This window comes from Sporosarcina ureae (assembly GCF_029267015.1).
Lineage (GTDB): Bacteria > Bacillota > Bacilli > Bacillales_A > Planococcaceae > Sporosarcina > Sporosarcina ureae_D.
The window spans coordinates 45,318-70,536 of the sequence record NZ_JARIEA010000001.1 but is presented as its reverse complement, the minus strand read 5'-3'; the positions used below and the strand labels follow the sequence as shown (position 1 = coordinate 70,536).

At 36.6% G+C, this 25,219-nt stretch carries 19 protein-coding genes and 1 pseudogene; 2 read left to right on the top strand and 18 right to left on the bottom strand.

Annotation, left to right across the window (positions count from 1 at the left end):
- Positions 1 to 105 precede the first annotated feature (105 nt).
- From Q7P97_RS00270 to Q7P97_RS00260, 3 genes are all read right to left on the bottom strand, one after another.
- Positions 106 to 1,389, bottom strand: coding sequence for a GntP family permease (locus tag Q7P97_RS00270; protein ID WP_085428240.1), 1,284 nt, complete (start codon positions 1,387 to 1,389; stop codon positions 106 to 108).
- A 126-nt stretch (positions 1,390 to 1,515) separates the two neighbouring features.
- A complete protein-coding gene (locus tag Q7P97_RS00265) occupies positions 1,516 to 3,030 on the bottom strand; it encodes a CoA-acylating methylmalonate-semialdehyde dehydrogenase (RefSeq protein WP_303964841.1) in 1,515 nt (504 codons plus the stop codon).
- A 33-nt stretch (positions 3,031 to 3,063) separates the two neighbouring features.
- The gene (locus tag Q7P97_RS00260; protein WP_303964838.1) at positions 3,064 to 3,972 is read right to left on the bottom strand and encodes an NAD(P)-dependent oxidoreductase; all 909 of its coding nucleotides are present in this window, start codon (positions 3,970 to 3,972) and stop codon (positions 3,064 to 3,066) included.
- Positions 3,973 to 4,218: 246 nt separating this feature from the next.
- Between Q7P97_RS00260 and Q7P97_RS00255 the strand changes: the two genes are divergently transcribed.
- Complete coding sequence (locus Q7P97_RS00255) at positions 4,219 to 4,830, top strand: TetR/AcrR family transcriptional regulator (RefSeq protein WP_303964835.1); 612 nt, start codon at positions 4,219 to 4,221, stop codon at positions 4,828 to 4,830.
- 213 nt (positions 4,831 to 5,043) lie between these two features.
- Positions 5,044 to 5,968 (top strand): annotated as a pseudogene (locus tag Q7P97_RS00250) (zinc-dependent alcohol dehydrogenase); the annotation flags it as partial.
- 530 nt (positions 5,969 to 6,498) lie between these two features.
- Here the strand turns inward: Q7P97_RS00250 and Q7P97_RS00245 are convergent.
- The 15 genes from Q7P97_RS00245 to Q7P97_RS00175 form a co-directional block, all read right to left on the bottom strand.
- A complete protein-coding gene (locus Q7P97_RS00245) occupies positions 6,499 to 8,025 on the bottom strand; it encodes a lipopolysaccharide biosynthesis protein (RefSeq protein WP_303964832.1) in 1,527 nt (508 codons plus the stop codon).
- A gap of 70 nt (positions 8,026 to 8,095) precedes the next feature.
- Positions 8,096 to 9,259, bottom strand: a complete 1,164-nt coding sequence (locus tag Q7P97_RS00240) for a glycosyltransferase (protein WP_303964829.1) — start codon at positions 9,257 to 9,259, stop codon at positions 8,096 to 8,098.
- 50 nt (positions 9,260 to 9,309) lie between these two features.
- Entirely contained in the window at positions 9,310 to 10,587 is a 1,278-nt protein-coding gene (locus Q7P97_RS00235; RefSeq protein ID WP_303964827.1) for a glycosyltransferase family 4 protein, read from the bottom strand.
- 49 nt (positions 10,588 to 10,636) lie between these two features.
- The gene (locus Q7P97_RS00230; RefSeq protein WP_303964824.1) at positions 10,637 to 11,902 is read right to left on the bottom strand and encodes an O-antigen ligase family protein; all 1,266 of its coding nucleotides are present in this window, start codon (positions 11,900 to 11,902) and stop codon (positions 10,637 to 10,639) included.
- Between the two features lie 87 nt (positions 11,903 to 11,989).
- Positions 11,990 to 13,222, bottom strand: a complete 1,233-nt coding sequence (locus tag Q7P97_RS00225) for a glycosyltransferase (protein ID WP_303964822.1) — start codon at positions 13,220 to 13,222, stop codon at positions 11,990 to 11,992.
- Positions 13,223 to 13,639: 417 nt separating this feature from the next.
- Positions 13,640 to 14,914, bottom strand: a complete 1,275-nt coding sequence (locus tag Q7P97_RS00220; RefSeq protein WP_303964818.1) for a glycosyltransferase family 4 protein — start codon at positions 14,912 to 14,914, stop codon at positions 13,640 to 13,642.
- Between the two features lie 271 nt (positions 14,915 to 15,185).
- On the bottom strand, positions 15,186 to 16,319 hold the full coding sequence (gene wecB / locus Q7P97_RS00215; protein WP_303964815.1) for a non-hydrolyzing UDP-N-acetylglucosamine 2-epimerase: 1,134 nt from the start codon (positions 16,317 to 16,319) through the stop codon (positions 15,186 to 15,188).
- A gap of 2 nt (positions 16,320 to 16,321) precedes the next feature.
- Entirely contained in the window at positions 16,322 to 17,431 is a 1,110-nt protein-coding gene (locus Q7P97_RS00210; protein WP_303964812.1) for a capsular polysaccharide biosynthesis protein CapF, read from the bottom strand.
- Between the two features lie 15 nt (positions 17,432 to 17,446).
- Positions 17,447 to 18,484: a polysaccharide biosynthesis protein gene (locus tag Q7P97_RS00205; protein WP_303964809.1), complete on the bottom strand. Its 1,038-nt coding sequence runs from the start codon at positions 18,482 to 18,484 to the stop codon at positions 17,447 to 17,449.
- 10 nt (positions 18,485 to 18,494) lie between these two features.
- Positions 18,495 to 19,703, bottom strand: a complete 1,209-nt coding sequence (locus Q7P97_RS00200) for a glycosyltransferase family 4 protein (protein ID WP_303964806.1) — start codon at positions 19,701 to 19,703, stop codon at positions 18,495 to 18,497.
- Between the two features lie 28 nt (positions 19,704 to 19,731).
- Positions 19,732 to 20,673: an ATP-grasp domain-containing protein gene (locus tag Q7P97_RS00195; protein ID WP_303964802.1), complete on the bottom strand. Its 942-nt coding sequence runs from the start codon at positions 20,671 to 20,673 to the stop codon at positions 19,732 to 19,734.
- The gene (locus tag Q7P97_RS00190) at positions 20,666 to 21,370 is read right to left on the bottom strand and encodes a metallophosphoesterase family protein (protein WP_303964799.1); all 705 of its coding nucleotides are present in this window, start codon (positions 21,368 to 21,370) and stop codon (positions 20,666 to 20,668) included. Before Q7P97_RS00190 ends, Q7P97_RS00195 begins: the two co-directional genes overlap by 8 nt.
- Positions 21,371 to 21,437: 67 nt before the next feature.
- A complete protein-coding gene (locus Q7P97_RS00185; protein ID WP_303964796.1) occupies positions 21,438 to 22,025 on the bottom strand; it encodes a sugar transferase in 588 nt (195 codons plus the stop codon).
- A 4-nt stretch (positions 22,026 to 22,029) separates the two neighbouring features.
- Positions 22,030 to 23,247 carry a DegT/DnrJ/EryC1/StrS family aminotransferase gene (locus tag Q7P97_RS00180; protein WP_303964794.1) on the bottom strand — a complete coding sequence of 406 codons (1,218 nt, stop codon included), beginning with the start codon at positions 23,245 to 23,247 and terminating at the stop codon, positions 22,030 to 22,032.
- A gap of 80 nt (positions 23,248 to 23,327) precedes the next feature.
- Positions 23,328 to 25,160 (bottom strand): polysaccharide biosynthesis protein, encoded by a 1,833-nt coding sequence (locus tag Q7P97_RS00175; RefSeq protein ID WP_303964911.1) that lies wholly within the window; start codon positions 25,158 to 25,160, stop codon positions 23,328 to 23,330.
- Positions 25,161 to 25,219: the final 59 nt, after the last annotated feature.

Below are 25,219 nucleotides of genomic sequence, written 5' to 3'. Positions count from 1 at the left end.
AAAGACTTCTAACCCAATTGGATTAGAAGTCTTTTTTCTTTGTGCATTATTAATTAGATAACGATCATACAGAAACCTATTCTGTCCGTACTTCAAGAACTACTATCAATTAATCCCCATAATCCCAAGTGCGATCGCAGGGATCAATGATAGCATAGGGAATACAATTGCAATGACACCCATCTCTTTGTAAGACTCTTTATGCGTCATTCCCGTTACAATTAAAATCGTTATAATCGCTCCATTATGTGGCAAAGAATCTAACCCGCCCGAAGCAATCGATGCTATCCGGTGAAAGGCCTCTGGAGATGGGCCAGTAGTTGTCGCAATTTCATAATAATGCGAGCCTAGCGCTTCCAACGTAATACCGAGTCCACCTGAAGCAGAACCTGTAGCCCCTGCAAGAACGTTTACAGCTATTGCTTCAGATATCAAAGGATTGGCATTAATGCCCAAAATAGCATCGCTCAACTTTTCAAATCCTGGCACCGATCGCACAATAGTTCCAAAACCAACAGCAGCACTCGTATTGATCATCGCCATAACAGAATCACTCGCCCCGCTATTGATTGCTTTCGTAAAGCCTTTAAATTCCTTGAAAGAAATAATTAATATGAGAACAATACCTGTACCTAACGCGAGAACGATATCCCACTTTAAAAAGTTCAACGTCACGATTACAGCTAATAAAGGAAGTAGAGACAAGATGACATGTGGATAACTAGTTCTTTCTTCCATATTCGCATCTTCTTTACGCTCTTCGAATCCTTCCCCCGCTTCTCTCAATACGCGCACACGTCTATTCAAGTACAGTATGGAGCAAACGATCATAACAGCTGATGAAACGAGACCGATAATCGGTGCAGCTGCAGCAGTCGTATTAAAATACTGCGTCGGGATCAGATTTTGGATTTGTGGAGTACCCGGTAATGCCGTCATAGCAAACGTCATCATCCCTGCTACTATCGTTCCTGGAAGGAGTCGTCTACTAATATTTGCTTCCCTGAACATGTTCACTGCCAAAGGGTACACAGCAAATACAACAACAAATACACTAACACCACCATAAGCCAAGACACTTGCTGCGACAATTACGCCGATAATTGCACGCTCTTTACCAAATACACGTGAAATCCCAATAGCTACAGAATGAGCCATTCCGCTAGACTCCATCAGTTTTCCGAATATCGCTCCCAACATAAACACGGGGAACCATTGCTTCGCGAAGTTCACGAAACCTGTCATATATGTATCTGTATACGCATCTAATAAGTTCAATCCACCAAATAACGCGACGATCCCTGCACAAACAGGTGCAATCCAGATGATCGACCAACCTCTATAAGCCAATACCATAAGTAACACTAAGCCTATGAATATCCCTAACATCTTACCCCTCCTCTATTAGGCTATACACTCTACAAGAATTTCGGGCTTATCTTTTCATAACGAATGCATTCTAGAAAGAAAGCAGGATCGGAGTTTAATATTCACTACGATCCTGCTTATGGTTAATTAGCTACTTGGGAAGTCGAAATCTGTTTTGCTTTCTTCATTATAAGCAGTATCAAACCATCTCTCAGAAATAGTTTTTGTTTTCGTGAAGAAACGTACAGTATCCGGACCAAACATTTGCCCTTCTCCGAATCTTGAACGTTTCCATCCGCCAAAGTTATGGTAGCCAACCGGAATTGGAATCGGAACATTGACGCCTACCATGCCTACTTCAATTTGATCTGTGAACATTCGCGCTGCTTTACCACTGTCCGTAAAGATCGTTACACCATTACCATATTCATGCTCATTGATCAGATCAATGGCTTCTTCAAGCGTATCTACTCTAACGACAATTCGTGCAGGCCCGAACACTTCTTCTTTATATACATTCATATCCGTCGTCACATGATCAAGCAATGTCGGTGCCAAGTAATAGCCGTTTTCATTGTCTACTTTAGGGTTACGTCCGTCCGCCGCAATCACAGCCCCCTCTTCTACTGCCAAATCAATAGACTTGATGACACTTGCCTTTGCTTCTGCACTGATCACCGGGCCAAAGTCCGCGTCTTGATCGTCGAACTTTCCGACTTTCAATTCGTTCACTTTTTCCGTCAACTTCGCAACAAATGCATCAGCCGTCTTCTGGCCTACAGGAATTGCAGTGGAAATCGCCATACATCTCTGTGATGCAGCACCGTACGCTGCGCCTAGGAATGAATTTACTGCTGTATCGATATCTGCATCCGGCATGATGACCATATTGTTCTTTCCGCCACCAAATGCCTGTACGCGCTTATGGTGTTTCGTTCCTTTTTCATAAACCGCTTCCGCTACTCTTGTCGATCCTACAAAACTTACTGCCATAACGTCTTTGTTCGTCAGTAATGCATCCACGGCCTCTTTATCCCCATTGACCACATTCCAAACACCCGCCGGCAATCCTGCTTCAGCCCATAGTTCAGAGAGAATCAACGCAGAATGAGGAACCTTTTCTGAAGGTTTCAAAATCATCGAGTTACCAACTGCGACAGCCATTGTACTCATCGCTACAGGTACCATTACTGGAAAATTGAATGGAGATATACATGTCACAACACCTAAAGGTTTGTGCATAGAATAAGAATTAATTTCTCCTCCTACATTCACTGAGTGCTCACCTTTCAACAAGTGTGGAGCTCCAAGTGCAAAGTCCACTGACTCAATTCCACGTGTAATTTCGCCTGCAGCATCAGAAAGCGTTTTTCCGTTTTCTTCACCTATCGCGCGTGTTAATCGATCCGTGTTTTCTACAAGTAGCGCTCGGAACTTATGAAGAACTTCCATTCGCTTGCCGACTGAAATCTTCGACCACTTAGTAAATCCTTCTTTCGCTAATTGCACGGTTTCATTCACTTCTTCTGTCGAAGCTAGTGGTACTTCAGCTATTTTCTCTCCGATAGAGGGATTAAAAACATCTCCAAATCGTCCACTCTTTCCTTCTACCATTTCACCGTTAATAAAATGAGTCAACGTCTTTACACTTGTTTTTTGCATAGTATTATTCCTCCTAGTTTATAGTCAATTTTATTATGAATTTTGTTTTTGTTTAGTTAACTTATCCTGGAGCATCAAGTAAGAAGATGACATATCCTCATGCGCATGACCTTTTTCTACTTCCGCTTCATAGTACTCTATTAACTGTGACGCGATCGGTAACTCGCCATCAAGAGAATCGGACACATGTTTTGCAAGCTTCAAATCTTTTAATAATAACGAAGTAGTGAATGCACCATTATTGTACTCATCTTGTGAAATATACGTTTTGTAATTTCGAGTAAGAATCGTACTTGCACCTGAACTCACATTGACAATGTCATAGACGATATCCTGATCCACACCGGCAAGCTTTGCTAGTGAAAGTGCTTCTGCCACGGCTTGATTGTGAATACCTGCCATCATATTATTAATGAGCTTAACGATTGTACCGACACCTGGATCTTCGCCTACATGGAATACGTTCGATCCAATAGCTTGTAGATAAGGCAACACGGATTCAAAAGTTTCTTTCTTACCACCGACCATGATCGATAGCGTAGCATTCACCGCTCCACTGACACTACCGCTAACTGGAGCACCTAAATATTCTAGCCCTTGCTTCAATGCTTCTTGCTCAATAGTTCTATTTAATTCAGGCGAGATGGTACTCAAATCCACTAAGACCAATGGCTTGATCCCGTTAGGAACAATACCGTCCTCGCCTAAATAAACACTTTCAGCAATAGCAGGAGTAGGTAGACTAGTGAAAACTAGATCTACTTCTTCCAATAGTGAAGCAGTTGTCAGCCCTACATGCCCACCCAGTTCCGCAAATCGTTTTTCAGAATCCTTATTAATATCCAACGCATAGACTGTGTACCCGTTTTTCAATAAATTTTCCGCCATCGGGAAACCCATATTCCCGAGACCGATAAACCCAATCTTTTTTTCGTTCGTCATACATACTCCTCCTTTTAGTTCGCTGAAAATGAAAGCGTTATCATCTAGTGCAAAAAAATATAAAAATCTATTGGACAATATATAAATCTCTAGTACAGTATGAATAGACATTTCACATACCACGGTCACATACTGCAGTCACTTAAGAATACCGATGAATTTCAAAATAGTCAACCAATTCATTGAAATTCTTTAAATATGCTATCATAGTACTAATTAACAAGCATTGTAGAGGAGGATTAGAATATGACAGATCTAACATCTAGACAAATAAAAGCATTAGAAACTAAAAAAAACCTCCTTGAAAAAGGCTTGGAGCTTTTCCATGAGAAAGGTTTTGATAACGTAACGGTTGAAAGTATTGCCAAAGCATGCAATGTTTCAAAAGGGGCATTTTATGTTCACTATAGTTCGAAATACGACATTTTCCTAGAGAAATTTAAAGACATCGATAATTTTTATTTATCCTTTGTCCCTAGCATTCCAACTGAATTAAGCGCTTCAGAAAAAATCATTCATTTTTATAAAGGGCAAATGACGTATTTACGGGATATCCTGGGGAAAGATTTTATTCAAACGATCTACACAAGCGCACTCGCCTTAACAATCGACGACGATCACTATTTAACGAATCAAAATCGTCAACTTTATCAAATCATCCACTCCTTTGTCGTAGAAGGAATAGAACGCAATGAATTCAGACAAGACTTTTCAGCTGATTATATATCCATGCTCGTCACACGTTGCATGCGCGGGACGATTTATGACTGGATTATATTTAGAGATCGTTTGGATCCTGTAGTAGAAATTCAGAGTATGACTTCTGCTGTGTTGGATGGGTTAAAATCTACTAACTAAAACGAGACCTCAAACCATCAATGGTACCAGGTCCCTGTGCAATTTGCACACAATTCTGCTACGACACAATACGTTTTCAACATCTGTACTTATCCCCCTTCCCCAACATATAGATAGTCAGTAAGAGAAAAGGGAGGAATCATTCATGAAGTCAGCAATACAAAAAAAAGCAACGCATGAGGTACTACAAAACAGACCACAACGAAAGCAGCGATCGTTAAAGAATTCCAGACAAAGTTGTATATCAAAGACACACCAAAACCGACACTAGGAGCCAGTCAGGCATTAGTTAAACTAGTGGCATGCGGCTTTTGTCATACAGACTTACACGTAACGAACGGTGACTGGCCTGTCAGGCGTAAGAATAGTAGAAGCTGTTGGACCGAACGTCACTTCTGTAACAATTGAAGACTGTGTCGGTATACCTTGGTCCTACTCTGCATGTGGTGAGTGTGATTATTGTCTACCGGGGAAAGAAACACTGTGCCATAGTCAAGAAAATGGCGGCTATTCAGTAGACGGGGGATACGCAGAGTATTGCATCACAGCTGCAGATTACGTCGCGGAGAACTCTGAAAATCTAAGCTCTGTTGAAGCCGCACCAATTCTGTGTGCAGGCGTGACAACATATAAAGCGCTGAAAGTTTCTGGCGCAAAACTAGATGACTGGATCACGATTTACAGCATTGGTGGATTTGGCCATGTAACGTTTCAGTATGCGAAGGCTACGGGGCTCAATATAGTAGCGGTAGATATTGCAGATGAAAGATTAGATCTTGCGAAGAAATTCGAAGCCGACATTATAGTGAACGGCAAAAATGAAGATCCTGCCGAAGCAATTCAAAAGCAAGTCGGTGGCGTACAGGCAGCTATTAGCGTTGCTGTATCCCAAGTGCTATTTGATCAAGCATATCGTTCAGTTAAACGTAGCGGTACACAAGTCGCAGTTGGACTTTCACACGAAGATTTACCGATTCCTCTCTTTAATACGACTCTCAACGGCATTACTGTAAAAGGTTCTATCGTTGAAACACGAATCGATATGAAAGAAGCGTTGGATTTTGCTGCGCGCGATAAAGTAAAGGTGCAGATTGAAACGGCTCACTTTTCTGATGTGAATGCAGTTCTTGAAAAAGTGCTAGTCCACTGTTTTGATATTCATCGATTTTTGCAGAACAGTATGCTTCTTTTTCTTTTTTCTTCAAATAAACACCCCAAAAATATGTTCTATGGGAGTATCTCACGAATCTACTTCTATTAATATGTGTTCACTGTTTGACGCTTACCTTGAAAAGATGGAAAAAGGGCAAATTAATGATAGTCTTGTGTTGTTGTTATGTTTGATTGATTGTGAGTTGAGTATACGTGCTAATAAACTCTTGAATGATATGGTTACATAGGGAATGAAGAGAATTATTGCTCATTCCTGTCCAAGAATATGAAAACGAATTTCAGCGTCAAAAAAAGACTTCAAACTGATGTTCTGTTTTGAAGTCTTTTAAATGAACAAATTTGTATATTTAATTTACTTAACACAATTTACACAGTTACTTTTATCAAGAATGCAATCAGTTTATTCATTTTTATGGAATACAAATGGTTATACGTAACTCTTTATAAAAGATGATACTTCACCGTAACTAAATCCAACGTGAAGTGTCATCTTTACTACAAATACTTAATTTTCTTTCTAATAAGTAGACTATAGCCACTAAATATAGCTCTCTCTGAACTGTTCAAACCTATTATAAAGAGTAAAATGATATACGTTATAGCCACTAAAATCATTTGTATTAATAACATTAACCAACCTTGTCCGCCCATACTGTTCATAAATTGTCCAAGTACAACGGTTATAATAACAGTTGGAAGTATACCGTTTAATGTTTCTTTAAAGAATCTCCAAACATTAATTCCAATTTTGTATTTATAATACCAATTTATCACTATAATTTGAAAGACAATGATAGAGGCTGCCATAGAAATTCCAATCCCGAGAGGACCGTATATCATTCCTAACCAAATTGATAACGGGATATTCAAGAGCGCCATAACTAGATAGGATTTGGCTTCAAATCTATGCATGCTTTTAACCTGTAATATCACACCCGCAAGAGTTTGGAACATAGGAACTGTCACGGGTATAAAAATTAGTAAAGTAATCCAATATACGTCACGATATTCCCCTCCTGCCCATAATTGTATGAAAGAACGCCCTGTTACCATGAAACCCGATAAGACAATACCCAATATCACAAATTGAATACGCCCAATCCTAATCATTAAATCGGTTAACATCTCTCCACTTGCCCCTTCACTAACCATGTTCGATACTTTTGGCATAAAGACATTCGAGATTGCCAACGATAGTTGTTGATAGTAGATTACAAGAGTGATAGATAAAGCATATATTGCTACCGAAGCAGTACTGCTATAAATACCCAATGAAACTTGACCAATCCTCCAAAAAAGCTGGTTCACAATTGCCGTTATGAAAATATAAAATGAATAATTCATAATTTCTTTAATAAAATCTTTATCGAACACATAAAGTTTGATTTTGAGTTTAAGGTACCTAAAGCAATATATAGCGTAGACAATTCCGATTCCAATATTTAAAATGGTATCTATTATGACAATGGCAATTGATTTATAACCCAACAACAAAAGAGCGATAAGGACACTAATACGTAAAAATATTCTAATAATGCCTATTGTATTCACAAAGACAAATCTTCCATAACCATTGGCGATAAAGTGAAATGCACCCAGGGGAAGTGATAACGTTAAATTAAAAACTAAAATAGCAGCCATGATCTTTGCTTTGGCGAACTCGGATTCCGTAAGCGAATGAGCAAAAAAGATATCCAAATTCATGACCAGTATCGTGCCAATTAGTAGTACCAAAAGAGAAATTACACCATAAATTAAAAATGTAGTAGCTAAGAAATTCTCTTGCTTAATATAATTTTTCTCACTTTGATATTTTGAAATAAATCGATACATAGTATTGTGTAAACCGAAATCCATAATTGCAATATAACCTACGATTGATCCGATTAACATATATAATCCATATTCAGATTGACCAAGTTGCCGTAGCAGGAATGGTGTGAATAACAACCCGCTAAAGGTAGTCAAAATAATATTGATATATGATAGAAGTGCTCCTGATTTTATTTGTTCTTTGGCCATACACACCACTCCTACTTTTTACTGCTTCAGCTCTTATGATTTTTTAGAATAGGAGCTCAACTTATCAAATCTAATATATATACTTATGTGATATTATTTCTGACTGACTGCAGGGACCTTGTTCATATTCAAGTTGCACTCCGTCAAGTAAAGACTCAAACAAAGCTATCAATCGAGTTGTTGCAAATCTTGCATTCCATGTTTCATATAATGTGTTGTATGCTTCAGTGCCCAATTTTTCTGCAAAATAACTATTGTCTAATAAACTAGTAACACATTTGTAAAGATGATTTAAATCACCATTTTTATAAATCAATCCATTTTTATTTTGTTCGAGCAAAAATGGCACGGAACCAATGGCATGACTTGCAACTACGGCACACCCACTATTCATTGCTTCATTTAAAACTGCTCCCCATCCCTCATTAAAGTCACTAGTGAATAAATAGATATTTGCTTTTTCCATATGAATTCTAACTTGTTCAGGCTTCATGTTACCTAGCACCTCTATATGACTAGTAAGTTCATATTTCTTTATCATTTCTTTCAACTCATTTTCCATTTCTCCTGAACCGATGATATCCATGTGAAAAGAATAATCGCTAGCCTTTAACATAGCAGCTATCTTTACAGCCTGTTCTGGATGTTTTAATTCTAATAATCTTCCTACCCATAATATCTTAGGAACTATATTTTTTTTCTTTTCCATTAATATTTTTAAATCATGCTGCTTTACCTCAGGAAAATATCCCCATTTAAAAGCCTTTTTCTTGTATGCCCTAACTAATTTAAAATCTGCAGCAGTATATGCACTGGCACATAGCATATAAACATTTTTATTCATATAACGCGTATGGTCCCTTACTAAAGGAATGAATGACCTTGGACTTATAATTCTATAACGTCCTCTTTTAAAAATCCTCTCAGAGTATCGAAACGTTATTTTGTTCTGTTTCAATCTCTTATTAGTAAAGATAGCTGGCGCGGAACCAATAATAACAATTTCACTGTCTTCTCCTAACTGAAGAGCTTTGTCATAACTTTCTTCATTCGTATAAGCGTTTAAGGAAAAGGGGTACTTTTCACTCATATCTTCATATCCTAACTCTAATCGCTCTTCATGTATCGGCTCTGTCGCAACAAACTTAAAGTCCTTGCCTAGCTTTTCATACATTTCATTGCAAAATGGTAACTGATGATGACTCAAAAAATTTGAGTAGAATGTAACTTTCATATTGTTACCCCATTTCTTATTCGTGGTCTGTGTCAACAATTCAACAAGTACTATTGTAGGTCCATTTCTGTATTTACCATATCTGTATAAATATTAATAACTTTTTTATAAATCTGGCGATGATCATGAAGTTTATTAATCTCTTCTAAGGCATTGATAGATAACCTAGATGCAAACTGTTCATCGCGGAATATTATACTAATATATTCAGCTAGCAATTCATATTCTTCAAATCGATAAAGTAAAGCATTCTTTTCATGTGAAGCATATTCAGGTATCCCTCCAACACTGCTAGCTATACACGGGGTTCCAACCATCATCGCTTCTTTTAATGTACTAGATTGATTTTCTATAGCAGAAGACAATACAAAGACATTCACTTTTGACATTCTTTTAGCCATTTCTCGAGGTGTAACTTTTCCGGTAAATTCAATGTTATCGGAAAGTCCCAGTCTTTCTATTTGTCTCTCAATATATTTCATATAGCCAGACTTTTTCAACTTACCTTTTATGCTTTTATCACTGATCATTGAATTGCCCGGAACAGTTAACCTCACATTTGGATACTCTTGCTTCACCAAATATAACGCCTCTAAAATCATGTGTAACCCTTTTAAGGGATACCCCGATGCATTACACATGATAGTATGGGGCTTAATAGCTTTATGTATCCATCGATACTCACTGAATACGTCATTGATATTTAAAGGACAGTAATAAACTTTGATATCTGAAATAATTTCTTTACAGTTTGCAACTGTCCACAAGTTCTCACTAATTATATTCCCAGAAAGCTTAAGCAACTCTTTCTCGTAATTACTATTCTTCAAGTATTTATTCTTTTGAGAAAGCACTGAATCACCTTTTATAATATCTCTGATCGTCCTATTCTTTTTTAACTCTTTGTAATTAATACCCGCCTCGTAATATTTAGCTATTGCCGCTAATATACCTTGTATAAATATTACTGACGGAATATTTGGAGCAACTCGTAACGCAGCCAATCCATGGGTGTATTCACTTCCCCAAACCTGTATTATATCTGGCTTTTCTTTTTGTATTAACCTCTCCCAGTCCATCATATTTCTTTTGTTTTCATGATTATATTCAAATGGATAACCACCTGGAAAGATATAATATTTAACATTCTTTTTTTCCAAGTAGATATGCTTCTTATTTCTGCCCGTTGTAACTATAAGTAATTCATGTTCTCCTTCACTTATAAAATCTTTGAGTAGTGCGTCCATCCAGAACCCATTGGATGCTCTCCCATATAACATTTGATGAATTGAACCAATAACAATATTTGTAATCCACATGATCTTCATAATCTGAGCCTCCTTTAATATAACAACGTAATTGTATGTTTCTCAGAGATTACAACCATTTGACTGGATAGGCTTCTATAAATTTATCATTAGTAATATTTCTTCTATAACCTAGATTATTTCTTTGCATCATACCGACGATAAAACAAAATATATTAAAGTAGGTAAACCATCCTTGAATAATAGGTTCCACCATGAATGTTATAAAAAACGCAGTAATTATAGTTAATACTAGTCCCTGTAAAATAAGAGGGTGTTTATATTTCTGGAATTGAACTAATGAAATAATAGAAATTATAGTGAAGATAATTAATAAAGCGAATGGGAATATTCCACCTTCAAATGCTACATCTAACCATAAATTATGTGCATATGTTATTGATATCGACGTTTCTTTGCCACCCATAGGATTTACAACCAGCCCATTTAGTGTGTCTAACCAGGTAGTAATTCTAGAATCTGAACCAAGTTCAGCTGATTCTAACCTTGCATAGAGAAGTGTAGTCTCCCATGCTGATCGAATTCCCAATATATCTTTATCAAATCCTATTTTCATAATAAAAAAAATAGTTACAGACGTCGAAATTACCAATATTTTCTTTCCGTTATTGTGGATTAAAAAAAAAGCTACTAAAATGGATAATATAATTATTCCTAATCCTGTTCTATTGCCAAGCTGAATTACACAATACGTTGATGCTAAGAAGCTTAAAAAAGCAATTACTCTTACAATATTACTTTTTTTATTCCCTTTGTCTTTTAAAAATATTATAGGTAACATCGCTAGTCCAAAAGATAAACTGGTATTTATTCCAGTAGCTGAAATGAGGCTGTTATCCCATATATTCATTACTAGTCTTCTTCCTCCAAATGCTTGGATCGCGTTAGTCATGTCACCATAAATTGAAACAGTATTCATCAAGCTCAGAAATCCTACTAAGGTAAAAGAAACAATAATTACAACTAGATACTGGTACATTTTCTTGCTTTCCCCACGTGTCACTATATAACCAAGAACATATAAAGTGATAGGGTATGTCAAATACATAATAATAATACCTTTTGAACTAAAGTGATAAAAATAATGTACGACAGCATAAACGACACAAAACCCTGTTAACGTTAGTAACGTAAGAGTAAATTCCGGGTTGTATTTAAGAGCAAATAAACAAATGAGTATTATAGGGAAAATTGCGAGAGGTATATAAATTCCTTTGTTTAAAAAGTTCATACAATACAACGCTAAAATCAACATGCCTATAAAATCAAAGAAACTATTTCCTCTACCTCTGCCAATACTCTTTTCTGATTTCATAGTATCCCCCCCTTTTCTTAACCTGAATTTACTTGTCTTTAATTTCAGTAAAGAGTGAAAGGTATTTATATTATAAAAACTTGCAATTTATGTTTTTATGCTTTTTAACATTTCTACAATCTTCTTTGCTTGTTTATAACTATTCTTTTCTTCTAATACAAATTGTTTCGCAAGAAACCCTTTTGTATACAATTCTCGTTCAGACTTTTCTAGAGTTTCTTTTAAGACATCAAATAGGCTATCCTCATAATCGTCCACACTATACATGTATCCATAATATTCTTCAGGTATTCCATCTAGTTCATATGAGATGACAGGTGTTCCGGAAGACATATACTCTAGAATTTTTGAAGGAAAGCTGTACTTTGTATATTCTTCATTATTTGGTCTCGGATTAATTAAAATACTGGATGCTTTTTGTAAATCCAATACTTCTTCCCTAGGCAACTGTCCTTTGAAAATGATTCTGTTATCCCTTTTACTGGCTTCAATAAATTCATCCTCTAACTCACCTGTGCCACATATGATCAATTCATAGTTCGGATTATTTAACCTCTCGAATGAACTCAACAAATTGAGCACACCATACCTTTCCATTAAAAGTCCGCTATAAAGAACCGTTTTTCTATTTTGTACTTTTTCACTATATGAGGAATCACCAGATGTTTTAGTAGAGATCCCTTCTACTACTGCACTTGGAACAGTGATTTTTAAAGCTTCACGCATATGTTTTGTCAATAATACATAGCTGTCAATATAGTGCAAATCTTTATTTAATAGATCCATTTCATAATTTTTTAATAAATTATACAAAGCATTATTATTTGATTTTGTTGTATTCATAAATTGAGGAAGATCAGGAACTATTAAGCACGTAACAATATTTTCATCAAGACTCTTTACGTATCTAAGTATTCTAGTGAAAGGCATAGTCATAGCATAGGCAATCACTACTTTCTTTCTATCACTTTTCTGACTAATCCACCTCTTTACTTGAGGTTTCAAAGTTAAGTATCTACTTACATGTTTAATACCCGATAAATTAATAAACCCTATGTTTATATCGTTCGAACCTTTAGAATGAGAGAATTCAAACGTATCAATTTTAATTTTTTTATACCTCTTCGGAAAAGAACCTACGTAATACGAATTTAATATTTTGGGTTTATATACAAGATTGGCATCTAGTCCCTCTACAATGCTCCATTGTAAATTGTTGGCAGCATTCTGGATAGCTCCTTTAGAATTTTCAAGTATCTCTTTTTCCTTTTCCTTAGGAAACAGTCCTGCCAAGAAAAGGATATCTAAGTTATTCTCCATTCCATTCCCCCCAAACATTTCTTTTTGAATAAATTGGTACCTTCAATTAATCCCCATTACAATAGATATATACGTAATATAATCTCTTACTTCTAGATTAACTGTTACACTCAAGTGGATTTTAATTCCACTTACAATAGATTGAATGTTTCCATTATTATACTACACAATATTATTAATACCTACTTTTTTTGTAGTTTGACAACACATTCACAAGATGTGTTGGTATGTTTTATCGAAATATAAGATTATTCATGCTCAAAGTTTTATTTTTTTATACTTTTATTCTTAATAACTATAATATTCATTTTAAAAATGATACTAATCACATATGTTTTGTTAGTATTATTTATCATTCCATCATACTCTCTCTATACCTTTATTAAACAATGTTACTATTATTTTCGGTGTCAAAGTTCAACTCTCTAATATCTCTTCATATATTTTAATAAGTCTTTTTGTGTTTTCGTTTATATTATAAATGTCCTCTGCTTTCCTTCGTGATTTCACGGAGAATTCCAGGGCAATCTTTTCATTTTTAAAAACTTCCGATATATAATGCGCTAACATATATGGTGCATCAGATTGATAAATAAATCCGGTTTCTAAATGCGTTAATAAATCCTTAACCCCACCAACATCTGATGATATACACGGTACGCCAAGAATCATCGCTTCGCCTAATGAATTCGGCAAATTCTCTATGGATGATGGACACACAAATACATTAGACTTCAAATACCTTTCACACATTTGTTTTTCGTCTAATGTCCCTAAAAATACGACATGATTCCAAAGCTTATACTTCTTAATGAGCTCATTAAGATACTTACCATAAGTAGTTATTTTTAATTTCGATTTTATACTGTCTAATTTTGTAATATCAGGTCCACCTATATATACTTTAGCCCTTGGGAAATTTTTAACTAGTAAAGACATCGCTTCAAGCATGTAATGAAGTCCTTTTAATGGATATGCTCCCTGACTGATAAAAATAGAGTGTTTCTCACACTCTTCCAAGCTCCATTTGTTTTGATAAAACTCAGTTCGTAACATTTCATTGCAGTGATAGTATGTCGCATCTGGATTGATAATGAATGTACAAGCTTTATCCCAGGTCGTCCGTCCCATAACATGTTCGACTTTCTTCAATGATTCTATTTCATATTTACCACGTTCAACAAACTTTTTTTGTTGTTGCATTATATTCTCTCTTTTTAGTAAATCTCTAAATGTGGATTGACTTTGTATGTTCGTAGGTAGTGATGCCATATAATGATTAGCAATGAACGATATTAACCCTTGTATCCATATTGTCACATGGATATTCTTTATTCTGCACATATTGACCATAGCAAGCGTATGAATATATTCAGTTCCATAAATATGAACAATGTCTGGTTTTATTAATTCCACCATTTCATTAAAGTCCTTATTCTTTTCTACTTCCTCTTTATCTAAACTCATGGAATTATCTAAATCGGGAAAAGCTATATACTTAACATCTTCCCCCTCAAATACTTCAATATTCCTTAGACCTTTTTGGGGAAAAGCTATCCATAATTCAATATTGGGGTTTGATGAGATCGATTTAGACGCATTAATCAGCCATCCACCAAAAGGTGTAGGTACTTGATTCATTAGTAAACTTGCCTCTGGTAACGGTACATTAGCAAGCCAAAGTATTTTCATCGCATTCCCTCCTCTGTGTATTATTCGATTGGTTAACACAACTATTAGAAATACGATAGCTAGTAATATTTCCTTTCTAGTTACAAATATACTTAAATCAGATTTGACGTTATATTCTACTGGATCACTATTAAATTCAACTACTTATTCAAACATCAAATTAAATATTTACTCAGATTATCGAACATATTTACAACTAATGTTATTTACTTAATTTTTAAATGGAAGTTTATACTCCCCTGAAAGGAAATACAGAGATATCATTACATAATCACGTGTAAAACTTTCTCCAGACAACACGATTCACATAATCCGTATAAGACAAAATAATCCGCAATACCTTATCAGAAACATTCGGCATACTATAATCTTCAACAAGACGCATGCTTCCTTTTTCTTGAGTCTCCAGAACTTCCAAACCCTGTAAAATTCTTTCCTTCTTTAAGCCAACCATCATTACGGACGTCTCTTCCATCGCTTCAGGCCTTTCGTGTGCCTGTCGGATATTGAGTGCTCTAAACGCTAGGATTGAAGACTCTTCACTAATCGTCCCACTATCACTAAGCACTGCTTTCGCATCTTGCTGAAGTTTTACATAATCATTGAATCCTAGTGGCTTGATCGTTTTCACTAAAGAGTGAAATTCAATCACCTTATCTTCAATCATGTTCTTTGTTCGTGGATGTGTACTGACGATCACCGGTATATGATACTTCTCCGCTATCGCATTCAAGCTGTCTACCAAATCTAGAAAATTCACTTCGGAATTGATGTTTTCTTCTCGGTGTGCAGATACCACGAAATAGTTTCCTTTTTTAAGTTCGAGTCTTTCGAGTACATTCGAGCCATCAATATCATCTTTTCTAGAGTTAATCACTTCAAACATTGGGCTACCTGTCTTAATAATTCTGTCAGCCGGTAATCCTTCTTTCAAAAGGTATTCTCTTGCGATATCACTGTAAGTCAAATTAATATCTGCTATATGATCGACAATCTTTCTATTCGTTTCCTCAGGTACTCGTTGATCAAAACATCTATTGCCCGCTTCCATGTGAAATATAGGAATTTGTTTTCTTTTAGCTGCGATGGCACTGATGCAACTGTTTGTGTCTCCTAGAACTAAAAACGCATCTGGTTGTACTTCCTCAATAATAGGATCTATTTTCACCAGTATATTCCCGATAGTCTCCACTGCAGTACCGTTCGCTGCATTAAGAAAGTAATCAGGTTTTTTCAATTTAAAATCCTCAAAAAACACTTCATTTAATTCATAATCGTAGTTTTGTCCAGTATGAACGAGCGTATGTTCAATAGCAACTGAGCTTTCCAACTTGTTGATGACCGCGGATAATCTTATGATTTCAGGTCTCGTTCCAACGACTGTCATAACTTTTAATTTTTTCATCATTAAACCTCCAAAAAGTATGTGTCAGGATTTTCGGGATCAAAGCATTCATTTGCCCACATTACGGTCACTAAATCACTTTCCCCTGTATTCATAATGGAATGTGTATAGCCTGGTGGGATGTCGATGGGCTGGAACTTTTCCCCACTCACTGCATACTCTATAACTTTATGGGAATCCATTCTCCTGAAACGAATAAGCCCTTCGCCACTGACCACTAAGAACTTCTCAGTTTTAGTGTGATGCCAATGGTCCCCTTTTGTAATACCTGGCTTCGATACATTAACAGACACTTGTCCTCGTTCAGTACTTCTTAAAAACTCTGTAAATGACCCCCGGTGATCGCTATGCATGGTCAATTCATAGGAAAATTGATCTTCTGGTAAAAAGCTTAAGTACGTACTATAAAGTGCTTTAGTTAGAGTATCTTCCATATTAGGAATGAGTAAATCCTGCCTACTGTCCTTGAAACTACTCAACAAATCAGCTAGCTCACCAATCCGAATACGATGAGTTACAGGTACTGTATAAAAATCACTGGAGCTGGTTGGACTTCCTTCTAGCGCCCGCATGAACTCATCTACTACATCGTCTATATAACACAAAGTCAACTCTGCACTTGGATCATTGATTTTAATTTCTATGTCTCTGGAAATATTATGACAAAACGTAGCTACAACCGAATTGTAGTTAGGCTTACTCCACTTCCCAAACAAATTTGGGAGACGGTATACGTATACTTTGGCATCCGTAAGATGAGCGTATTGCACTACGAAATCTTCAGCCACCTTCTTACTTTTCCCATAAGGATTGTCTAATTCAGCCTGAATGGAGGAAGTGACCAAAACAGGTGCTTCGTTATGATGTTTCCTTAACATGGTTAGTAACTCTGAAGTCAGGTCTGCGTTGCCTTTCATAAACTCTTCTTCATCTCTCGGTCTGTTGACACCTGCCAGATGAAATACAAAATCACATTCTTTCGTATAGGTAGCAAACTGCTCAGAATTACTATCACGTGTCAATTCAAAGATTTCACTATAGCCATTGTTTCTGAGCTCTGCAATCAAGTTCCTTCCTAGGAATCCATTAGCTCCGGTGACTAAAATTTTCATGTGTCAGACCCCCTTTTAATTCAAAATCGGGAAGGTTCTTTTCCATTGTTCTAACTCAAAACGCACATACTCCAATTCAAGCAACCTTTCCTTAATTTGCTCAATGCTTAAAATTTCTGTATTGTCCGAATTGTATTCTTCAATACTGGAAAGTTCCCGGTCACCTTCTTCAAAATACTTATCATAGTTCAACTCTCTTTTATCCGCAGGCACTCTATAGAAGTTTGGTAAGTCCTCAGACTTCACATATTCTTCTTTAGTTAGCAACGTTTCATACCGTTTTTCTCCATGACGGGTTCCAATGATTTTTATTTCATTGTCTGCATTGAATAATTCCTTAATAGCTTGTGCCAGTTCACCTATTGTGCTCGATGGTGATTTTTGGACCATGATGTCCCCTGCTTCTGCATTATGAAAAGCAAACACTACAAGTTCCACTGCTTCTTCAAGACTCATTAGGAACCTTGTCATACTTGGGTCGGTAACAGTGATAGGTTGTCCACTTTTTATTTGGTCGATGAACAATGGAATAACCGATCCGCGAGAAGCCATTACATTTCCGTATCTTGTGCCGCAAATTAAAGTTTTGTCGGACGAAACGGTTTTTGACTTTGCGACAAACACTTTTTCCATCATCGCTTTAGATATTCCCATGGCATTAATAGGATAAGCGGCTTTGTCAGTTGACAAACAGACTACTTTTTCAACTCCGTAGTCGATTGCTGCTGTTAAGACGTTGTCTGTACCTAAAATATTTGTCTTTACAGCCTCAAGAGGGAAAAATTCACAGGATGGCACTTGCTTTAATGCAGCAGCATGAAAAATATAATCTACACCATGCATAGCATTTTTTACACTAGCTAAGTCCCTGACGTCCCCAATATAGAATTTCAATTTATTGTTTTTATTGAACTTGCGCATATCATCTTGTTTTTTTTCATCACGGGAAAATATTCGGATTTCCTTTATATCACTATCGAGAAATCTTTCCATTACCGCATGCCCGAAAGAACCAGTTCCGCCAGTAATCAATAATGTTTTGTCTTTAAACATAATTCGCACCTCACTTTTTGAAATGGCCTTCTAATATCTCAACCGAACGGTGTACTTTAAAGTTTTCTTCCAAATAGATACGTCCATTTCTCCCCATTACATGTAACCTTTTGGAAGTAGACATTTCCTTCGCCTTATTTATAAAAGTATCTACATCACCAGACCAAACCCATTCACCACAATCCGCGTCTTTTATGAGGTCTTTTAAGTCCGTTACGTCATCCGTAGCTGCAATGACTGGCTTGCCATACTCCATATACGATAGAATCCTAGACGGGAAGTTAGGTATAGAGAAGCGAGGATCCAATACGATTAACCCCACATCACTTTCTTTGGTGATCTGTTCATATTCATTCCTTGGAAGATTTTCAATGATACGCGCATTTTTTATAGACTTTTCTTCTATTTCCTTCTCTAATTTCACTCGGTCAGTCCCCCTGCCGACGAAAAGGAAATACATATTTCCTTCATCTTTACAGCCGTCAATGACTTGGCATAAAAAATCAATATACTGTGGTTTCCCCATGTTTCCTCCAAACAAGAACACGCAAGAATCTTTTGGAATACCTAGCTGCTCTCTCATCGAGTGAGGATGCATTCTGAGTACATTATTTGAATTACTGATCTTTTTAGTATTAGGGAATATTTCAATTCTTGATGATTCAATCCAGGAATTATGTGCACGAATGTATTGCAAGTTTGCATTAGACATACAGCCGATCAAATCAGCCGTTTGTAATAATTTATGTTCTTTGGATTTAAAGAAATGATAAATCAAACTTGTTCTTTTCATCATTCCTAAATCAATTGCATTTTGAGGAAATATGTCCTTGAGCATTAAGTAAGCAGGACAATTAAATTGCTTCTTTGCCCATGAAATCAAGTCTGCATTAGTAACAGGAGGTGCTTCAAATAGTATAAAATCAAATATTCTATCTTTAAGATGTTTAGTGATTCCCCGTTTCATCAAAACAGGAATCTTTAAAGTCGTAATACCTTTTTCTATTAGTCCCACATCATAGTAATTTCCTGTCACGATGCGCAAAACGTCGAAACCTCTTTCTTGCTTGATCTCTGTAATACGCTTATTTTTGGCCTGTTCAGAAACAGCGACTGTAACTTCATGACCAGCCTCATGCAGGGCTTCTGCTAAGTCAGTATATATAGTCGCACCCTTGGATGGTTCTGGAAATGAAGTAGCGATATATAATACTCTCACTATGGTCATTCTCCTTAATAGAACATTTTTAATTTAGCAGAAGAAACTTTTCATTCATTTCTCTTATGCCAATCGCACTTTTATATTCATTTAGATAGGGTTTTACTTCTTTCTGATCAAGAATATCCAACCACCATCGAACATCATCGAAACCTAACATGTGCCTAAAATTTACGGTTCCTGATATTCTCGGGTTAATTTCAAAGATATAGTTTTTCCCATTACTTTTCCTCAATTGAATATTGAAACTTCCAACCAAGCCTAGCCCTTGTGCTGCGATGATGGCATCTCGTGTAATCGATGAGTCGTCCACGAGCCTAACAAATTTTGTATACCCACCTTTGAGTCTCCTTTGAAAAGCAATGACCCTAATTTCATGTCCATCACTGAATACACCGACAGTATATTCTTGATCTGACTCATCTATATATTCCTGGATAATGAGTGGTTCAGAAACACTAGACCTAATTTTATTTAATTCTTTTTGAGTGGTAATAACTGTTAGTAATTTAGATCCACAAGACTTTCTGAATTTCACCATATACTTTCTTCCGTCAGAAACAAATTCATCTTCAGTGAAATAGTCTGGAATATCCAATCCGAGGTTTTCTAATCGTTTCGCTGTAAGATACTTATCTAGACACGTGTCGACTATTTCTTTTGTGTTAATTAATACCTTTACATTCAATCTTTTGAATACATCTAAATGTTTAATTATCTTTTCTATTTCATGTTCACTGACCGGGATTAAGTGAGTTACGTTAAATATTTTACATTTGTTTGCGATTTGAGAAATGTAATCCTCGTTTCCGACTGGAAGTGAAGAGAAAAATTGATCTACCACATCCAATCCAACTGGATGTGAATCTATATCACATCCTATTAATACATCGGACTCGCTAGTAAGACATTTCAATATACTATGACCTACATCTCCACCAATTGCCGTAACCAAAATGACTCTATTCATAATTCGTCTCCTCATTTCTAAACAAAATATCTATCAGTTTTTGATTACCTTTATCATATTTCTCAATATCCCGTATCAATAGTCTTCGATCAAAGATGATTTCATGAAAATCTATTTTTCCATTCGGAAGTGTAAGAGTGGCGAAACTAAAACCATTTTTATCTCTTGGTTGCCCAATAGATCCAGGATTCATAAGGATCGTGGAATCAATATGTCTTACCATTCGATAATGCGTATGCCCATGAATCACGTAATCATATTGTTCATATCCATCTGTCATACATAATTCAGTATCAGGATAAATTCGACCATTAATGGGATTCTGTAAACTTCCATGAAATACGCCAACTGTCTTCCCTTCCAACTCTAGTACCAAGTGATCTGCCATATTTTCTATGAATACTTGGTTCTCGTTTGAAATTTGCTGAGTAATCCCCCTATAGGCATTTCCGTATCGCCTTACTAGCTGATCCTCGTTTTCATTAGTAGAGTAGAGATCTAAATAGTATTGATCATGATTGCCTTTAACCGTGTACAAATTCTCTATGTTTCTTAACTTAGATATAATTTCATTTTGACCGTAATAATAGCCAAAGACGTCTCCGCAAAAGATATATTGATCAATATTCATCTGCTCACTTTGCTTCATGAATTCTTCGAATGCATAGGAGTTACCGTGTATATCGGAAAAAAACAAATTTTCATGCCCTCACCTCTCTCACATACAATTTTCACAATACTTAATAACCAAAAATTCAGTTATTTTATTCGTTGTATACATGCTTACGTTGTGTTAGAAGTAGGATCGTTCTATAAATGATTTTTACATCTAATCGGAAATTTAAGTTGTCGACATAGAACACATCATTTTCAAATCTGTTCTTCATAGAAATCGAATTGCGGAAATATGCTTGGTTATATCCCGTAATGCCAGGCACTATATCTAACTTTCTAGCCTCTTCCCCCTCATAGACAGATAACATTTCCACTAAATCGGGTCTCGGACCAATTAGGCTCATTTGCCCGAATAAAACATTCAATAGTTGCGGTAATTCGTCTATGCTTGTTTCTCTAAGGACTTTACCGATTTTTGTTAACCTTGGATCACTCGCAGAACAAAATGTTGAACCATCTTCATTACGAATGTCTGCAGCATGTACTTTCATCGTTCTAAATTTGAACATGTGGAATGGTGTACCATTCTTTCCTAGTCTGTCAGCTCGATAAAAAACAGGACCTCGATCTTCAAGTTTTATTAGTAGGCCCACGATCAAGATGATTAGTAGTAAAAAAGGTAGTGCCACTAAACTGACTATAATATCGACAATTCTCTTGCATATATGCTTATACATCTGATCACCTACCCTTTAAAGCGTTTTCAAAATGCTTCACAATATAACTGACATCCGTATTACTAAGTGCCGTATGAAGTGGAAGAGTAACTTCATTCTCATACTGGCTATACGCATTCGGGTAATCGTCAATGTCAAATCCTAAATTCTTATACGCTGTAAACATTGGTAAAGGTTTATAATGCACATTACAAGCAACTCCAGCTTCAGCCATCTTTGTAATGATCTTATTTCTTCCTGTTTCACAAATACCAGGTATTCTGACTAAGTACAGATGCCCTGAAGAAGAGAAACCTTCACCGTAATGTTGTAGAATATCGAGCCCTAACGACACTAACGCTTGATCATATAGTTCGATAATCTGCTTACGTCTTCCTAACATACTTTCATAGCGATTTAGCTGAATTAGTCCAAAGCCTGCTGAGATATCTGTCATATTACATTTATAAGCCGGAAAGATAATGTCATATTCCCAGCCACCTATTTTTGTTTTTGACAAGGCATCTTTTGATTGACCGTGCAGACTGTATAGCATGTATTGCTTATAAAGCCATTCGTCATCAAACCCGAGATCATTCCGCCAAACCGCGGCGCCCCCTTCTGCAGTAGTGAGGTTTTTGACTGCGTGAAAGGAGAAACAAGTAAAGTCAGCGACCTGACCACATTTTCGTTTTTTTCTCCTAGCTCCAAAAGCATGTGCTGCATCACTCATGACTGCTATTCTATTTAATTGTGATTGAAGCTTACCGGCAGCTTTAAACAAGTGCTTTTTACTTTCTACAATTGTATAAATCGTGTCATAATCACACATTTTCCCCGCCAAATCCACAGGTATGATTGCTTTTGTTCTTTCAGTTATCGCATCCGCTAGCTGGTTATAATCCATTTCAAACGAATTAGGCGCAGTGTCAACTAATACAATCTTTGCCCCTACATGTTCAATAATAGAAGCAGACGCTGTATAGGTATATGCTGATGTAATAACCTCATCTCCAGGTCCAATTTCTAATATTCGAAGTGTGAGTTCCATTGCTGCAGTTGCGGAATTCAGGCAAACTGCTTTACTCACACCTATATATTCGGCAATTCTTCGTTCCAGCTCTTTTGTTTTGGGTCCTGTAGTAATCCACCCTGATTTCATAATATTCATTACTTCATTAATCTCCTCATCCGTTACATCCGGTGTAGAAAAAGGAATATTTCTATATCTAATATCGACCATGTTAATCCACTCCTAGTCTTCACTTTTTGCTTATCAGATTGATATTGTATGGATCGAGATCTGTGAATATGAATAACTGCTTATACTGCTTCCACTTCTTGTGTTGGAACTTCCGGAAATTTCCGATTTGCTAGTCCGACTAACGTATCTTTTATCTCTATGTTTGTCATATTCAATAACTCATCGAGCACACGACTCTGTTCCATTTCGGGAATAGGTGTAGCTTTTCCGATATGAATTTTTGGGAATACGGAATCTGTTTGCCTTTCACTCTCATTCATCAGTTCTTCGAATAATTTCTCTCCTGGTCTAATACCTGAGTAGTGAATTTCAATATCGTCCTCTTCATACCCGGATAATTTAATAAGGTTTTTAGCCAAGTCTACAATTTTTACTGGTTCCCCCATATCCAGTACAAAAACTTCTCCACCCTTAGCGAGAACACCTGCCTGTATAACTAACCGAGACGCTTCAGGTATCGTCATAAAGTATCTAGTCATTTCTGGATCTGTGACAGTGATCGGTCCACCTGCAGCAATTTGCTTCGTGAATAATGGAACGACACTACCACGCGATCCTAATACATTCCCAAAACGGACAGCTGCAAATTTCGTATCACTATTCTTCGCCAAATTTTGCACAATCATCTCAGCAAACCGTTTGGTCGCCCCCATAATATTTGGAGGATTAACTGCTTTGTCTGTCGAGACGAAAACAAAATACGATACGCCGAATAAGTGTGCGGCTTCTGCAATGTTCTTGGTACCAAATATATTATTTTTTACTGCTTCCATTGGATTGCCTTCCATAAGCGGTACATGTTTATGCGCAGCAGCATGGTAAATGACATCTGGTTTCAATTCGCTAATGATATCGAATATCCTAGTACGATCTTGTACATCAGCAATAATAGGTATAATCTCTATAGCAGGTGAAAGCTTTTGCCGTAGCTCCATATCAATGGTATAGATCGAGTTCTCTCCATGCCCTAGCAAGATCAACTTCTTTGGCTTGAACTCTGCCACTTGCCGACAAATTTCAGATCCGATAGAACCACCCGCTCCGGTAATCAGAATAGTTTTACCTTTCAACTTCCCTTTAATTGCCTGTAAGTCTAGCTTCACTTCATCACGTCCGAGTAGATCTTCAATTTTCACGTCTCGTACATCTTGAATAGATACCTTCCCCATGATCAAATCTTCAATCAGCGGAATCGTCTGTGTAGTGACTCCAGTATTTACACACTTTTTCATTAGTGCAGCCATCTCTCGCTTATCCATTGAAGGAATCGCTATTACTATTTTATCTGCTCTATACATGTCCACATATTGTTGAATACGTTCTGTCCCACCGCACACTCTGATCCCGTAAATTTCCAACCCTTGTTTCATAGGATCATCATCTATAAAAGCGACAGGTTGCATGCCGTGTCTAGGATTATTCATGATTTGTCGAGCAATCATGATTCCGGCCTGACCCGCTCCAATAATAATTGTGCGATTCATCTGTACGTCCCGCGCTTTTACCACCCTAGCACCAACGACTCTCCACGATAACCGTGACCCCCCAATGAGCAAGACATGTAGCATCCAGGTGATAACTAATGCCCGTATTGAAACATTTTGAGTAAGAACATACTGCACAGCAGCCACTACTAAAATGGACAAAGTGACAGCTTCAACAATTGACTTCAATTCACCTATCGAAGCATACGCCCAAGCTTTCCGATAAAGTCCAAAACGCCAAGCAAAAAAGTGATGTGAAACTTGTATAGTGATGGCACTGACCAGTAGTAGCTTGCTGAAGAATATCCCGATGAACGGTGTTAGTATAAAATAACCAATATAGATTGAAAACAATACAATTATTGAATCACTGACAATGAGCATGGTCATTCTTTTACGAATAGTAATATCAAGCTCCCCCTTTCAATAATAGTTATGTGGTTAATTCAAAACTCTATTGTGTAGTT

What these genes read in the sequence shown, in the direction of transcription:
- Q7P97_RS00255 (WP_303964835.1), top strand. Translation starts at nt 4,219, where the DNA reads ATGACAGATCTAACATCTAGACAAATAAAAGCATTAGAAACTAAAAAA.
- Q7P97_RS00265 (WP_303964841.1), bottom strand. Translation starts at nt 3,030, where the DNA reads ATGCAAAAAACAAGTGTAAAGACGTTGACTCATTTTATTAACGGTGAA.
- Q7P97_RS00210 (WP_303964812.1), bottom strand. Translation starts at nt 17,431, where the DNA reads ATGAAAATTTTAGTCACCGGAGCTAATGGATTCCTAGGAAGGAACTTG.
- Q7P97_RS00195 (WP_303964802.1), bottom strand. Translation starts at nt 20,673, where the DNA reads ATGAATAGAGTCATTTTGGTTACGGCAATTGGTGGAGATGTAGGTCAT.
- Q7P97_RS00235 (WP_303964827.1), bottom strand. Translation starts at nt 10,587, where the DNA reads ATGAAGATCATGTGGATTACAAATATTGTTATTGGTTCAATTCATCAA.
- Q7P97_RS00240 (WP_303964829.1), bottom strand. Translation starts at nt 9,259, where the DNA reads ATGAAAGTTACATTCTACTCAAATTTTTTGAGTCATCATCAGTTACCA.
- Q7P97_RS00270 (WP_085428240.1), bottom strand. Translation starts at nt 1,389, where the DNA reads ATGTTAGGGATATTCATAGGCTTAGTGTTACTTATGGTATTGGCTTAT.
- Q7P97_RS00245 (WP_303964832.1), bottom strand. Translation starts at nt 8,025, where the DNA reads ATGGCCAAAGAACAAATAAAATCAGGAGCACTTCTATCATATATCAAT.
- Q7P97_RS00185 (WP_303964796.1), bottom strand. Translation starts at nt 22,025, where the DNA reads ATGTATAAGCATATATGCAAGAGAATTGTCGATATTATAGTCAGTTTA.
- Q7P97_RS00205 (WP_303964809.1), bottom strand. Translation starts at nt 18,484, where the DNA reads ATGTTTAAAGACAAAACATTATTGATTACTGGCGGAACTGGTTCTTTC.
- Q7P97_RS00260 (WP_303964838.1), bottom strand. Translation starts at nt 3,972, where the DNA reads ATGACGAACGAAAAAAAGATTGGGTTTATCGGTCTCGGGAATATGGGT.
- Q7P97_RS00220 (WP_303964818.1), bottom strand. Translation starts at nt 14,914, where the DNA reads ATGAAAATACTTTGGCTTGCTAATGTACCGTTACCAGAGGCAAGTTTA.
- wecB (WP_303964815.1), bottom strand. Translation starts at nt 16,319, where the DNA reads ATGAAAAAATTAAAAGTTATGACAGTCGTTGGAACGAGACCTGAAATC.
- Q7P97_RS00180 (WP_303964794.1), bottom strand. Translation starts at nt 23,247, where the DNA reads ATGGTCGATATTAGATATAGAAATATTCCTTTTTCTACACCGGATGTA.
- Q7P97_RS00225 (WP_303964822.1), bottom strand. Translation starts at nt 13,222, where the DNA reads ATGGAGAATAACTTAGATATCCTTTTCTTGGCAGGACTGTTTCCTAAG.
- Q7P97_RS00230 (WP_303964824.1), bottom strand. Translation starts at nt 11,902, where the DNA reads ATGAAATCAGAAAAGAGTATTGGCAGAGGTAGAGGAAATAGTTTCTTT.